Source organism: Pseudomonas putida, assembly GCA_041879295.1.
Classification (GTDB): Bacteria; Pseudomonadota; Gammaproteobacteria; order Pseudomonadales; family Pseudomonadaceae; genus Aquipseudomonas; species Aquipseudomonas putida_Y.
On the sequence record CP047152.1, the window covers coordinates 4,604,792 to 4,617,151 of the forward strand.

Annotated in this window: 12 protein-coding genes; 10 read left to right on the forward strand and 2 right to left on the reverse strand. The window is 61.8% G+C overall.

Annotation, left to right across the window (positions count from 1 at the left end):
* Positions 1-40: 40 nt before the first annotated feature.
* The 6 genes from GST84_21100 to GST84_21125 all read left to right on the forward strand — a co-directional run bounded on the left by GST84_21100 (position 41) and on the right by GST84_21125 (position 7,223).
* Positions 41-1,330: an outer membrane porin, OprD family gene (locus tag GST84_21100; GenBank protein ID XGB14696.1), complete on the forward strand. Its 1,290-nt coding sequence runs from the start codon at positions 41-43 to the stop codon at positions 1,328-1,330.
* A gap of 46 nt (positions 1,331-1,376) precedes the next feature.
* Positions 1,377-2,357, forward strand: coding sequence for a tripartite tricarboxylate transporter substrate binding protein (locus GST84_21105; GenBank protein ID XGB14697.1), 981 nt, complete (start codon positions 1,377-1,379; stop codon positions 2,355-2,357).
* A 68-nt stretch (positions 2,358-2,425) separates the two neighbouring features.
* On the forward strand, positions 2,426-2,884 hold the full coding sequence (locus GST84_21110) for a tripartite tricarboxylate transporter TctB family protein (protein ID XGB14698.1): 459 nt from the start codon (positions 2,426-2,428) through the stop codon (positions 2,882-2,884).
* A 3-nt stretch (positions 2,885-2,887) separates the two neighbouring features.
* Positions 2,888-4,402, forward strand: a complete 1,515-nt coding sequence (locus GST84_21115; GenBank protein XGB14699.1) for a tripartite tricarboxylate transporter permease — start codon at positions 2,888-2,890, stop codon at positions 4,400-4,402.
* Entirely contained in the window at positions 4,395-5,450 is a 1,056-nt protein-coding gene (locus tag GST84_21120; protein ID XGB14700.1) for an AbrB family transcriptional regulator, read from the forward strand. The genes GST84_21115 and GST84_21120 overlap by 8 nt, the downstream gene beginning before the upstream one ends.
* Before the next feature lie 90 nt (positions 5,451-5,540).
* Entirely contained in the window at positions 5,541-7,223 is a 1,683-nt protein-coding gene (locus tag GST84_21125) for a bifunctional metallophosphatase/5'-nucleotidase (GenBank protein XGB14701.1), read from the forward strand.
* A gap of 27 nt (positions 7,224-7,250) precedes the next feature.
* Here the strand turns inward: GST84_21125 and GST84_21130 are convergent, their stop codons facing one another.
* A complete protein-coding gene (locus tag GST84_21130) occupies positions 7,251-7,943 on the reverse strand; it encodes a uracil-DNA glycosylase (GenBank protein ID XGB14702.1) in 693 nt (230 codons plus the stop codon).
* Positions 7,944-8,069: 126 nt separating this feature from the next.
* Here GST84_21130 and GST84_21135 point away from each other — a divergent pair, with 126 nt between their 5' ends.
* Positions 8,070-9,176, forward strand: a complete 1,107-nt coding sequence (locus GST84_21135; GenBank protein ID XGB14703.1) for an enoyl-CoA hydratase/isomerase family protein — start codon at positions 8,070-8,072, stop codon at positions 9,174-9,176.
* Positions 9,177-9,220: 44 nt separating this feature from the next.
* Here GST84_21135 and GST84_21140 read toward each other — a convergent pair whose 3' ends face one another.
* Complete coding sequence (locus GST84_21140; protein XGB14704.1) at positions 9,221-9,670, reverse strand: hypothetical protein; 450 nt, start codon at positions 9,668-9,670, stop codon at positions 9,221-9,223.
* Positions 9,671-9,882: 212 nt separating this feature from the next.
* On the opposite strand from GST84_21140, the gene GST84_21145 reads away from it, so the two are divergent.
* From GST84_21145 to GST84_21155, 3 genes are read left to right on the forward strand one after another with little or no spacing between them, the layout of a single operon-like run.
* The gene (locus GST84_21145; GenBank protein ID XGB14705.1) at positions 9,883-11,364 is read left to right on the forward strand and encodes a diguanylate cyclase; all 1,482 of its coding nucleotides are present in this window, start codon (positions 9,883-9,885) and stop codon (positions 11,362-11,364) included.
* Positions 11,357-11,569 (forward strand): helicase, encoded by a 213-nt coding sequence (locus tag GST84_21150; protein XGB14706.1) that lies wholly within the window; start codon positions 11,357-11,359, stop codon positions 11,567-11,569. The genes GST84_21145 and GST84_21150 overlap by 8 nt, the downstream gene beginning before the upstream one ends.
* Positions 11,570-11,577: 8 nt before the next feature.
* Positions 11,578-12,270 carry a pseudouridine synthase gene (locus GST84_21155; GenBank protein ID XGB14707.1) on the forward strand — a complete coding sequence of 231 codons (693 nt, stop codon included), beginning with the start codon at positions 11,578-11,580 and terminating at the stop codon, positions 12,268-12,270.
* The last annotated feature ends 90 nt before the right edge of the window (positions 12,271-12,360 follow it).

The following is a 12,360-nucleotide window of genomic DNA, read 5'->3' on the forward strand; positions in this document are numbered from 1 at the left end:
AAGGTGCAACGAATAAGAACAATAAACGGAGTCCTCGACGATGCTGTCATCGCAGCCGCAGGCGTTCGCGCCTACCCGTTCCTTTATCGCACGCCCCTCGGCCATCGCCAGCGCCCTCGCGCTTGCCGGTGTCGCCCCGATGAGCCAGGCCGCCTTCTTCGAAGACAGCACGGCCACCTTCGAAACCCGCAACATGTACTTCAATCGCGACTTCCGCGACGGCACCAGCGCGCAGCAATCCAAGCGCGATGAATGGGCCCAGGGCTTCATGCTCAATTTCGAGTCTGGCTACACCGATGGCACCGTGGGCTTTGGCCTGGACGCATTGGGCATGCTCGGCATCAAGCTCGACTCCAGCCCGGACCGTGCCAACAGCGGCCTGCTGCCGACCCACGATGACGGCAAGGCTGCCGACGAATACTCCAAGCTGGGCCTGACCGGCAAGGTGAAGATCTCCCAGACTGAACTCAAGATCGGCTCCCTGATCCCCGAACTGCCGACGCTGCAGCCCAACGATGGGCGTATCCTGCCGCAAACCTTCGAGGGCGGCCTGCTCACCTCCAAGGAGATCAAGGGCCTGACCTTCACCGGTGGCCGCATAGACAAGGCCAAGGACCGCAACGACACCAACTGGGAAGACCTGGCGCTGAACAACAAGAACGGCCGCTTCGGTGGCTCTTTCAACGCTGACAACCTGGCTCTGGGCGGGCTCGACTACCAGTTCACCGACCGCATCACCGGCAGCTACCACTTCGCCCAGCTCGACGATATTTACCGCCAGCACTTCATCGGCATGGTCGCCACCCAACCATGGGGCCCGGGCACCTTGGGTGCCGACCTGCGCCTTGCCATGAGTGACGACGCTGGCGCAGCCAAGGCCGGCAACATCGACAACACCACCTTCAACGGCATGCTCAGCTATGCCCTGGGCGGGCACAAGGTCAGCGCTGCCTGGCAGCAGTTGTCTGGCGAAAGCGCCTTCCCGTATGTGGATGGCGCCAACCCGTACCTGGTCAACTTCGTCCAGATCAACGACTTCGCCGGGGCCGACGAACGCTCCTGGCAGGCGCGCTACGACTACAACTTCGCCGCGCTCGGCGTACCGGGCCTGACCTTCATGACCCGTTATGTCAGCGGTGACAACGTCAGCCGGGCTGCCGGTGGCGAAGGCAAAGAGTGGGAACGCAACACCGAACTGAAGTACGTGGTACAAAGCGGCCCGTTGAAGAACGTCGCCGTGCGCCTGCGCAACGCTACCTTCCGCTCCAACTTCGCCCGTGACGCGGATGAAGTGAGGCTGTTGGTCAGCTACAGCGTGGCGCTGTGGTAACCCCATAGCGGTAATCCGATAACAACAACGCTCACGGAGATCGACGATGACCTTTTCACTGCGCCGCCTCGTCCTCGCTACCGGCTGCCTGCTGTTGGCCGGCAACGCCCTCGCTGCAGAACCGAAACGCCCCGAATGCATCGCACCCGCCTCACCCGGTGGTGGCTTCGACCTGACCTGCAAGCTGGTGCAAAGCGCACTGGTACAAGAAAATATCCTCAGCAAGCCAATGCGCGTCACCTACATGCCCGGCGGTGTCGGCGCGGTCGCCTACAACGCCGTGGTCGCCCAGCGCCCGGCAGACGCCGGCACGCTGGTGGCCTGGTCCAGCGGCTCGCTGCTTAACCTGGCCCAGGGCAAGTTCGGCCGTTTCGACGAAAACGCGGTGAAATGGCTGGCTGCCGTCGGCACCAGCTACGGTGCCATCGCGGTGAAGAGCGACTCGCCCTACAAGACCCTTGATGATCTGGTCGCCGCGCTGAAGAAAGACCCGAGCAAGGTCGTGATCGGTTCCGGCGGTACCGTCGGCAGCCAGGACTGGATGCAGACCGCGTTGATCGCCAAGGCCGCTGGCATAAACCCGCGCGACCTGCGCTACGTGGCCCTGGAAGGCGGTGGCGAAATCGCCACGGCACTGCTGGGTGGTCACATCCAGGTCGGCTCTACCGACATTTCCGACTCCATGCCGCACATCCAGAGCGGCAACATGCGCCTCCTCGCAGTGTTCTCGGAAAATCGCCTGGACGAGCCGGAAATGAAAGACATCCCGACGGCCAAGGAACAGGGCTACGACATCGTCTGGCCGGTGGTGCGTGGTTTCTACCTGGGGCCAAAGGTGAGCGATGAGGATTACGCCTGGTGGAAGGCCTCGTTCGACAAGATGCTGGCCTCAGAGGACTTCGCCAAGCTGCGAGACCAGCGCGAGCTGTTCCCGTTCGCCATGACCGGCGAAGAGCTGGACGGCTATGTGAAGAAGCAAGTGGCTGACTACAAGGCACTGGCCAAGGAATTCGGCCTGATCCAGTAAGCCTTCCACGACCTTTCATAGCCCTTGTGGGTGCGGGTCTACCCGCGCCCACAATCGAGGATTCCCCAATGATCCTTCAACGCATTTTCGCCCTGGCCCTGCTTGCGGTGTGTGCCGCCCTGGCCGTCATGGCCTGGCCCTACCAGGCTGCATTTTCCTATGAACCGGTGGGCCCGCGCGCTTACCCGTTGCTGGTGCTCGGCCTGATGGGGCTGGGGCTGCTGTACCTGGTATTCCGCCCAACGCCCATCGTGCGCAAGGACGACGAACCGGAACTCGATCGCGAGACCCTGATCAAGATCGCCGCCTGTGTCGGCCTGCTGCTCGTCTTCGCCGCCACCTTCGAAGCCCTCGGCTTCATCCTCAGCGCTGTCCTGGTCGGCCTGCCCATGGCCTGCCTGTACGGTGGCCGCGGGCTGCGCAGCGCCATCGTGGTGGTCGGCATGAGCATCTTCCTCTACTGGCTGTTCGACCGCGTGATGGACGTGCCCCTGCCCCTTGGCCTGCTGAGCGTACTGGAGAACTGACACATGGATACCTTGAGCTACCTGGGCCAGGGCTTCGGCATTGCCCTGTCCCCCTACAACCTGGTCACCGCCCTCTCCGGCACCTTGATCGGTACCGTGGTCGGCCTGCTGCCGGGCCTGGGCCCGATCAATGGCGTGGCCCTGCTGATCCCCATCGCCTTTGCCCTCGGCCTGCCGCCGGAATCGGCGCTGATCCTGCTGGCTGCGGTGTACCTGGGCTGCGAATATGGCGGGCGTATCAGCTCGATCCTGCTGAACATCCCGGGCGAAGCCTCGACCGTCATGACCACCCTCGATGGTTACCCGATGGCCCGCCAGGGTCTGGCCGGTGTTGCCCTGTCGCTGTCGGCCTGGAGTTCGTTCATCGGCGCCTTCATCGCCACCTGCGGCATGGTGCTGTTCGCCCCGCTGCTGGCGAAATGGGCCATCGCCTTCGGCCCTGCGGAGTATTTTGTGCTGATGGTGTTCGCCATCGTCGCGCTGGGTGGAATGGCCGGTGACAAACCACTGAAAACCTTCATTGCCGCACTCATCGGCCTGTTCCTGTCGGCGGTCGGCATCGACGCCAACAGCGGCGTGTACCGTTTCACCGGTGACAGCGTGCACCTGGCCGACGGCATTCAGTTCGTGGTGCTCGTGCTGGGCCTGTTCTCCATCAGCGAAATCCTCCTGCTGCTGGAAAAGACCCACCATGGCCACCAGGCAGTCAAGGCTACCGGCCGCATGCTGTTCAACTTCAAGGAAGCGGCCTCGGTGTTCCTGGTCAACATCCGTTGCGGCCTGCTCGGTTTCATCATGGGTGTTCTACCCGGCGCCGGCGCAACGCTGGCCAGCGCCGTGGCCTACATGACCGAGAAGCGCCTGGCGGGTGAAAGCGGCAAGTTCGGCAAGGGCGATGCCCGTGGCCTGGCAGCGCCAGAAACTGCCATTGGTGCGTCCTGCTGTGGCGCCCTGGTACCGATGCTGACCTTGGGCGTACCCGGCTCCGGCACCACGGCGGTGATGATCGGCGCCCTGACCCTGTACAACATCACCCCTGGCCCACTGCTGTTCGAGCAGCAGCCAGATATCGTCTGGGGCCTGATTGCCTCGCTGTTCGTCGCCAACATCATGCTGGTGATCCTCAACATCCCGATGATCCGCATCTTCACCCGTATCCTCGCCGTGCCAAACTGGGCGCTGGTGCCGGTGATCGCCATCATCACCGCGATCGGCGTTTACGCCGTGCATGCCACTACCTTCGACCTGTTCCTCATGGTCGGCATCGGCATCATGGGCTACATCATGCGCAAACTGGACTTCCCTCTGTCGCCGATTCTGCTGGGCTTCATCCTCGGCGGGCTGATGGAGCAGAACCTGCGTCGGGCGCTGTCGATCTCCAATGGTGAACTGGGCATCCTCTGGTCGAGCCCGATCAGCATGGGTATCTGGGCGCTGGTAGTGGCAATGCTCGCCCTGCCGCTGCTGCGCATCTGGCGCAAACGCAGCCTGCAGCGCCGGGCCTTGGCCGATGCCTGATCGGTCGTTGCCATTGTTCGTCGCGACCGGGCTGGTCGGCCTTGCTGGCGGTTTTGCCGCCAGCAAGGTCGGCTGGCCTTTGCCATGGATGGTCGGTTCATTGCTGGCGATCATCCTGGTGCGCTGCCTGACGCCCTGGCAACTTTCGGAAATCCCCAACGGCCGCAAATGTGGGCAGTGGATCATCGGCATCGGCATCGGCCTGCACTTCACACCAGCGGTGATTGAGCAAGTAGCCAGCCATTTCGCGCTGATCTTCTTCGGGGCGTTGTTCACCACCCTGTCCAGCGTGATCAGCGTATGGCTGCTGCGGCAAACCGGCGAAGACCGTGCCACAGCGTTCTTTGCCAGCATGCCAGGCGGTTCGGGAGAAATGGTCAACCTTGGGGCGCGCAATGGCGCGGTGCTCAGCCAGGTGGCGGCAGCGCAGAGCTTGCGTGTGCTGGCAGTGGTGCTGTGCGTGCCGGTGCTGTTCAAGTTCTTGCTGGGTGACGGTGTACCACTGAACCACACCGGTAGCGTGAGCTGGGGCTGGCTGGCGCTGATTGCGCCCCTGGGCGTTGCCGTTGCCTTGCTCTGGCAGCGCTTGCGTCAGCCCAACCCATGGTTGTTCGGGCCATTGCTGGTAGCAGCTACGGTCAGCCTGGCCGGCAACCTGCAGATCGCCCTGCCCAATGGCGCCAGCCAGATCGGCCAGTGGCTCATCGGCAGCGGCCTGGCCTGCCATTTCAACCGCGCGTTTTTCCGCCGCGCACCGTCGTTCCTGGGGCGCACCTTGATGGCCACGGTGTTGTGCATGGCGATTGCCGCCACTGCTGCGTGGGTGCTGAGCATGATGACTGCACTGGACTTGCGTTCGCTGACACTGGGGATGATGCCTGGCGGGATTGCCGAAATGAGCCTCACGGCCGAAACGTTGCAGTTGTCGGTGCCACTGGTTACGGCGCTGCAGGTAATGCGCCTGATTCTGGTGTTGTTTCTTGCAGAACCGCTTTTCCGGTTGTGGGACAACAGGCATTCAAGCTGCAAGCACCCTGAAGATAGATAGTTACCACTTGCTCAATGCCCGGGTGAATAGAGTCGGATTGCTGCCCTGATCGCCAGCAAACCCACACTTCCCGGCATTCAAGAGGTAAAGATGAAAGTCCTTCTTTCTTGCAACTATCGCTCGGCTATTGCCTGGGCATGCCTTGCCTTTAGCGCAGGCAGTCTTGCCGCAGAGTCACCTGCCCCCGTCCAGATCAACGTCGTGGCTATCAATGATCTTCACGGCTACCTGGAACCCAACCCCCAAGACTACGCCGGCGCACAAGGCGCTACCCGCCTGACCTACGGCGGCATCGCCACACTCGGCGCCATGCTCGATGAACTGCGAACGCAGGACCCCGATCTGCTGTTCATCGGCGCTGGCGACTTGATAGGGGGCAGCCCCGCCATTTCTGCGCTCTGGGCTGACGAGCCTGTGCTTGAGGCCTTGAACGCGATGGGCATGATCGTCAGCGCATCCGGGAACCACGAACTGGATGCAGGCAAGGCCGAGTTTCTTCGACAGATCCACGGAGGATGCGAGTCAACGCGCCCTGAAAAGGCTTGCAAGTTTCGCGGCAACTATCCAGGAAGTGGCTTCCCTTACATAGCGTCCAACCTGATCGATACCACTACGGGCAAACGCTTGTTACCGGCCTATCACATTCAACAGGTAAAAGGGGTCAAGATAGCGTTCGTCGGTGCAGTACCGCGCAACATGGAAAAAGTGGTTTCGGCCAGAGCATTCGCAGGGCTCAAGGCCACAGATGAAGCGCAAGCCATCAATGACGTAATTCCGGAGCTCAAAGCCAAAGGTGTCAATGCAATCATTGCGGTCATGCACCAGGGAGGGGATACCGCCGAGCCGTTCGACACGAAGGATTGCAGTCAGCTGGGGGGGGCGATCGTCGACGTGGCGAAGCGGCTGGATCCTGCGGTAGATGCCGTCATCAGCGGTCACTCGCATGCCAGCTATCAATGCAAGGTGGGTGATCTGAGCATCACTCAGGCTGGCAAATACGGCCACTTCCTGACTCAGTTGAAGTTGCAGGTGACGCCAGGCACCCATCACGTCACGAACATCACCGCCCGCAATATTCCTGCTGACCCACAGAACTACCTGCCGAATGCCAAGTTGACGAGTTTGCTGGAGGAAGTGCGCCAGCGGTCCGGGGAAAAACTGCTCGAACCCATAGGACGCATCTCGACGGCAGAACTTGACCGCGAAGAAAATGCCGCCGGTGAAACAACCTTGGGGAACCTGGTCACGGATGCCCAATTGGCCATGACCCAAGCGTTTCAGACACAGGTTGCCTTTCTCAACCTGGGTGGGCTGCGAAGTGACCTGATACAACCTGCCGATAGCGACCTGACCTACGAACAATTATTCGCCGTACAACCGTTCAATAACCCTCTGATAGTTCAGGAACTGACAGGCAGGCAGATTACCGAACTGCTCAACCTTCAATGGAACAGGGGCAGTTTCAATCCGCTGCAAGTATCGAAGGGTTTTCATTATGAGTGGGATGGTTCACGGCCTGTCGGCAGCCGTGTCGTCGAGGGGAGTGTGCGTCTTCACGGCAAACCCGTTGAGCCGTTGACCCATTATCGCGTCGTCAGCAACCTTTTCCTGGCCGATGGTGGCGGTGGCTTGGCCACTTTCAAAGAAGGAAGGCGACGCCAGGACACCGGCATCACCGACCTTGAAGCCTTGGTGGAGTATGTGCGCCAGAACCATGAGCAGGGTATTGCAATTGGCCAGCGCAGCGAGCCGCGCATCAGCATGACGCCCTGAGCGATTGCGTACCCCACCCGCGGTTTCTCACAGTGGGGGCAGTGCCCAGTTGATGGGCCCGAGCCCCCGCTGCTCGAGGAAGCTGTTGGCACGACTGAAATGCCCGCAGCCGATGAACCCGCGATACGCCGACAGCGGTGAAGGATGGACCGACTTCAAGACCAGGTGCTTGGTACCGTCGATCAGCTTCTGCTTGCTCTGCGCATGAGCCCCCCATAGCAGGAATACCACGTTCGGGCATTGCTCACTGACCACCTGGATGATCCGGTCGGTAAACAATTCCCAGCCTTTCTTGGCATGCGACGCGGCATTGGCGCGCTCGACGGTCATGGTCGTGTTGAGCAATAGAACGCCTTGTTCCGCCCAGCTCTGGAGGTAGCCGTGGCTGGGGATCGGGATGTTCAGGTCGCGCTGCAGCTCCTTGTAGATATTGACCAGCGACGGCGGCGTGGCCACGCCCGGTTGCACCGAGAAGCACAAGCCATGTGCCTGTCCCGGCCCGTGGTACGGGTCCTGACCGAGGATGACCACCTTCACCTGATCCAGCGGTGTCGAATTGAGCGCATTGAAGATCAGCGGCCCTGGCGGGTAGATCTCCTTGCCGGCAGCGTACTCGCCACGCAGGAACTCGCGCAGCTGGTGCATGTAAGGCTGGTCGAATTCACCGCGCAATGCGGCCTTCCAGCTGGGTTCGAGTTTGATGCGATCGTCTTCAGTCATGGGGCCTTCCATAAACAATGGCGCGACACTAGGTAAGCCCTTCGCGCTTGTCAAACGATCCGACCGACGACCGGCATGATCGGCCAGGCAAGCCATACTTGAGCGATGACTTGCGAGAGGTAGTCCATGACCATTCACTGCGAGGTACTCACCGGCGTCGATGGCGCCCGCATCGGCATCGCCACCCTGGATGCACCCAAGGCGCTCAATGCCCTGAACCTGCCGATGATCGAGGTGCTGGGCGAACAACTGCATGCCTGGGCCCGCGACCCGGGTATCGTCTGCGTGCTGCTGCGCGGCAACGGGGCAAAAGCCTTTTGCGCAGGCGGCGATGTACGTGCGCTGGTGCAAGCCTGCCGCGACCACCCCGGCAGTGTCCCGCCGTTGGCGGCCTCCTTCTTCGCCGCCGAATATCGCCTGGACTTTGCCCTGCACACCTACCCCAAACCGTTATTGTGCTGGGGTCATGGGCATGTCCTGGGTGGCGGCATGGGGCTGCTGCAAGGCGCCAACGTACGCATCGTCACACCCAGCAGCCGGCTGGCCATGCCGGAAATCAGCATCGGCCTTTACCCTGACGTAGGCGCCAGCTGGTTCCTGACCCGGCTGCCGGGCAAGCTGGGTTTGTTCTTCGGCCTGACAGGTGCACCGATCAACGCCCGCGATGCCATTGACCTGGGCCTGGCTGACCGCTTTCTGGGCGAGCACCAGCAAGAAGCCTTGATCGAGGAGTTGCTGCAACTCAACTGGCAGGAGCAGACCGCCATACAACTGAATAGCCTGCTCAAGGCCGAGCAGCATCGTGCCTGCGCCGAGCTGCCTGATGCCCAGTGGTTGCCGCGACGGCAAGAGATCGATCAGTTACTCGACGTGGCTGATGCTGCCTCAGCCTGGCGCGCGCTGGAAAGGCTCAAGCAGCATGACGACCCATTGCTGGCAGATGCCGGTCAACGCCTGCATGAGGGTTGCCCGCTGACGGCGCATCTGGTCTGGGAGCAGATCCGCAGGGCGCGGTACCTGTCATTGGCGCAAGTGTTCCAGATGGAATACAGCATGAGCCTGAACTGTTGCCGCCACCCTGAATTCAGTGAAGGTGTGCGCGCTCGCCTGGTGGACAAAGACAATCAGCCGCGCTGGCACTGGCCTGATGTGGCGCAAGTGCCGGCGGCGGTAGTCGAGGCGCATTTTGCCAAGGCATGGGAAGGGCGGCACCCATTGGCGGATGTGGGTTAGCTTGCTGATCCGGGGGCTGCTTTTCAGCCCCCGCCTCCACTCACCTAGCGCTGCCAGTTTCCTCCTCGTCCCTGCCCGCGCCGCCCGTCCCAGCGGCCGCGGTCGTCCACCTGCCGATTGGAGTGCCGATCGCCCTGCCGGTAACGCTGGCTGCCATTGCGATAGTCATGGCGATCCCGGTCCTGCCTGTAGTCTTGCCGCTGGCGATTGCCATAGTCATGGCGCGGGTTGCCATGCCACTGGTTCATCCCTGGCTGCGCATATGGCCGGTAGTGGGGTGCAGGGGCCGCCCCACGGTAGTAACGGGGGGCAGGCTGATAGTAGTAGCGCGGGGCTGGCGCCACATAGTAGCGGTCATGGCGGTAATACCCCGGCGCCACATAGCGGTCGGTGGAGTAGTAGTCCGAACGGTAATAGCCCCCGCGCTCGTAGTACGGGGCGCAGGCGGAAGTCATCAGCCCCAGCAGGGTGACCAACAGGATTCGATAGGACATGGCGGCCTCCTGGACCGCTGGAGTGCCCGAGCAGCGGCGCTGGCGAGCGTCGACACGAGATACGTTAATCGACACTGAATAAGACAGTGGCGCGCAGGTGCAGTGCCATTCCTGCAATAACTTGATACAGGTGAAATAACCCTGAAAAACTTGCAGTCATTTGTCGGCCATCTCACTAGAATAAGCGGCTTGGCACACATCACGGGAAGATCATGCCCTTACGTTCCGCTCTGTTCTCGCAGCGCTCGCTGATCGTTACCCTGCTCGTGTTACTGGCCTGCGGCTTCCTGGCTACTTCGCTGCTCAGCTACTTCTCCTCGCGCAGCGCCATCCGCGACGGCATCATCAATACCGAATTGCCGCTGACCTCCGACACTGTCTACTCGGAAATCCAGAAAGACCTGATCCGCCCGGTGCTGATCGCCTCGATGATGGCCCAGGACACCTTCCTGCGCGACTGGGTGCTGTCCGGCGAGCAGGATACCGAACGAATGACCCGCTACCTGGGCGAGGTCACGGGCAAGCAGGACATCTTCACGTCCTTTTTCGTGTCCGATCGCACGCTGACCTACTACCAGGCCAAAGGTGTACTCAAGCATGTCGAACCAGGTACCTGGCGTGATGCCTGGTATTTCCGCCTGCGTGAACTCAAGGCCCCTTATGAGATCAACGTCGATCTGGACATGGCCAACCAGGACAGCCTGACCGTGTTCATCAACTACAAGGTGCACGACTACCAGCAACGCTTCATCGGCGCTGCAGGCGTAGGGCTGAGCGTATCGTCGGTGGTCAAGCTGATCGATCAGTACCAACGCCGCTACCAGCGTGCGGTGCTATTCACGGATGCCAAAGGCAAGGTGCTGCTGACCGGCTCCGAGGGCGGCCCGCATGGTTTGCAAGTCGGCCAGCGACTCAGCGACAACCCTGAGCTGAAAGACATGCTGGCCGAGCAGTTGGTGCCAGGTGAAGGCAGCCACGAGTACCATGACAGCGAAAACCACAGCCACTTTCTCAACGTGCGCCACCTGCCCGAACTGGACTGGTACCTGTTGGTGGACAAACGCGAAACCGGCATCCTCGACCGCATTCGCCACGCTTTGTACCTGAATCTGGCGATCTGTACGATGATCACCCTGGTGGTGCTGGCACTGGTGCATGCCATGGTCCGCCGCCACCAGGCCAGCACCGAAGCCTTGGCCACACTCGACAGCCTCACCGGCCTGCACAACCGGCGCAGCTTCGACCTGCTCGCCGCCCAGGCGCTGCGAGAAGCCCGGCGCGACAGCAGCCCACTGGTGGCCTTGCTGATCGACCTGGACCACTTCAAGGCGCTGAACGACACCCACGGCCACCTGGCAGGTGACGAAGTGCTACGCCAATTCGCCAATGTGCTGCAAGGCAGCCTGCGTCAGTCAGATATACTGTGCCGCTGGGGCGGCGAGGAATTCATCGTGCTACTGCGCGAAGCTGAAGGCCGCCAGGCCATCGAGGTGGCGGAAAAGATCCGCCGACGCACCGAGCAGCTGACCTTCAGTTACGACGACCAGCCGCTGCGGCTGACCACCAGCATCGGCCTGAGCAGCCTGCAACCGGGGGATACCCTGCACGCCCTGCTGACCCGCGCCGACCGCGCGCTTTATCGTGCCAAGCAGGCTGGCCGCAACCGCGTCTGCAGTGAAACACGCCATGAATGACCAGCAACTCTGCCCCGCTTGCGGTGCCCTCAACCAGTGCAGCCTGGCCGACCCACGCCGCGCCACCCAGGCTTGTTGGTGCTACAGCGTGACCATCGACCCGGCCGTGCTCCAGGCCCTGCCCGACGAACTGCGCAACAAGGCCTGTCTGTGCCCGCGCTGCGCCGCCGTTGAAGAACAGCTCCGTCCATCCGCTGCCCACTGATCGTTACCATGCGCCTTGACCGTTTCCTCGCCAACCTGCCCAGCTACAACCGCCAGCAAGTTCGCCTGATGCTGGTGCAACGCCGCGTGCGGGTGGACGGCCAGATCGTCAGCGACCCGCTGACCGAAGTCCGTGAGTTCAGCCGCGTAGAGCTGGACGAGCAACTGCTGCAGGCCGGCCGCCCGGCCCGCTACCTGATGCTGTACAAGCCTACCGGCTGCGTAAGCGCCACCCACGATGCGCAACACCGTACCGTTCTCGACCTGCTGCCAACGGTGTTGCGAGATGACCTGCACATCGCCGGGCGCCTGGACTTCAACACCACCGGGCTGATGATCCTGACCAATGATGGCCAGTGGTCAAGGCGCCTAACCCAGCCTGCTACCAAGCTGCCCAAGCATTATCTGGTGGACACCGAGGACGAGATTGGCGAGCACTATGTGGCCAAGTTTCGCGAGGGTTTCTATTTCGCCTTCGAAAACCTGACCACCCAGCCTGCCCAGCTGGACATCCTCAGCCCCCGCCAGGCCCGGCTGTCGATCGTCGAGGGGCGTTATCACCAGGTCAAGCGCATGTTCGGGCATTTCAACAACAAGGTGGTGGGGCTGCATCGGGAAAGCATGGGGGCGATCCGGCTGGATCCGGGGTTGGCGCCGGGGGAGTATCGTGAACTGACGGCGCATGAGATAGCCACCGTCTAGGCCGCAACAGACAGCCCGGCTCGTCATACGACCGCTCAGCGACAAAAGTCACATTACTTACCGAACGGCACTTGCGCGATCCCCAACCCA

Coding starts and splice junctions, on each gene's coding strand:
- GST84_21145 (XGB14705.1), top strand. CDS start 9,883: ATGCCCTTACGTTCCGCTCTGTTCTCGCAGCGCTCGCTGATCGTTACC.
- GST84_21120 (XGB14700.1), top strand. CDS start 4,395: ATGCCTGATCGGTCGTTGCCATTGTTCGTCGCGACCGGGCTGGTCGGC.
- GST84_21140 (XGB14704.1), bottom strand. CDS start 9,670: ATGTCCTATCGAATCCTGTTGGTCACCCTGCTGGGGCTGATGACTTCC.
- GST84_21100 (XGB14696.1), top strand. CDS start 41: ATGCTGTCATCGCAGCCGCAGGCGTTCGCGCCTACCCGTTCCTTTATC.
- GST84_21105 (XGB14697.1), top strand. CDS start 1,377: ATGACCTTTTCACTGCGCCGCCTCGTCCTCGCTACCGGCTGCCTGCTG.
- GST84_21155 (XGB14707.1), top strand. CDS start 11,578: ATGCGCCTTGACCGTTTCCTCGCCAACCTGCCCAGCTACAACCGCCAG.
- GST84_21135 (XGB14703.1), top strand. CDS start 8,070: ATGACCATTCACTGCGAGGTACTCACCGGCGTCGATGGCGCCCGCATC.
- GST84_21130 (XGB14702.1), bottom strand. CDS start 7,943: ATGACTGAAGACGATCGCATCAAACTCGAACCCAGCTGGAAGGCCGCA.
- GST84_21110 (XGB14698.1), top strand. CDS start 2,426: ATGATCCTTCAACGCATTTTCGCCCTGGCCCTGCTTGCGGTGTGTGCC.
- GST84_21125 (XGB14701.1), top strand. CDS start 5,541: ATGAAAGTCCTTCTTTCTTGCAACTATCGCTCGGCTATTGCCTGGGCA.
- GST84_21150 (XGB14706.1), top strand. CDS start 11,357: ATGAATGACCAGCAACTCTGCCCCGCTTGCGGTGCCCTCAACCAGTGC.
- GST84_21115 (XGB14699.1), top strand. CDS start 2,888: ATGGATACCTTGAGCTACCTGGGCCAGGGCTTCGGCATTGCCCTGTCC.